This window comes from Citrobacter cronae, from assembly GCF_016893685.1.
GTDB lineage: Bacteria > Pseudomonadota > Gammaproteobacteria > Enterobacterales > Enterobacteriaceae > Citrobacter > Citrobacter werkmanii.
This window is the reverse complement of record NZ_CP069763.1, coordinates 4,137,825-4,138,027: the sequence shown is the minus strand read 5'-3', so window position 1 is coordinate 4,138,027 and position 203 is coordinate 4,137,825. Positions and strand designations below refer to the sequence as shown.

The 203-nt window shown below is 57.1% G+C and carries 1 protein-coding gene; it reads left to right on the top strand.

The features are described from left to right. The coding region (locus JSN25_RS22225; RefSeq protein ID WP_233638422.1) for a prophage tail fiber N-terminal domain-containing protein at window positions 1-203 on the top strand (203 nt) is incomplete at both ends.

Sequence of the window (203 nt, the reverse complement as noted above, 5' to 3'; positions counted from 1 at the left end):
CGGACGGCCACTACAGCATTGAGGCTGAACCGGGTTATTACAGTGTGTCACTGCTGCGGGAAGGTTTTCCTCCCGTACTTGCTGGCGACATTTACGTGGCCCCGACCGATGCGCCGGATACCCTGAATGCGTTTCTCGATGCGCCAAAGGATGCGGACCTGCGTCCGGAGGTGATGAAACGCTTTGAGGAAATGGTAAACCGC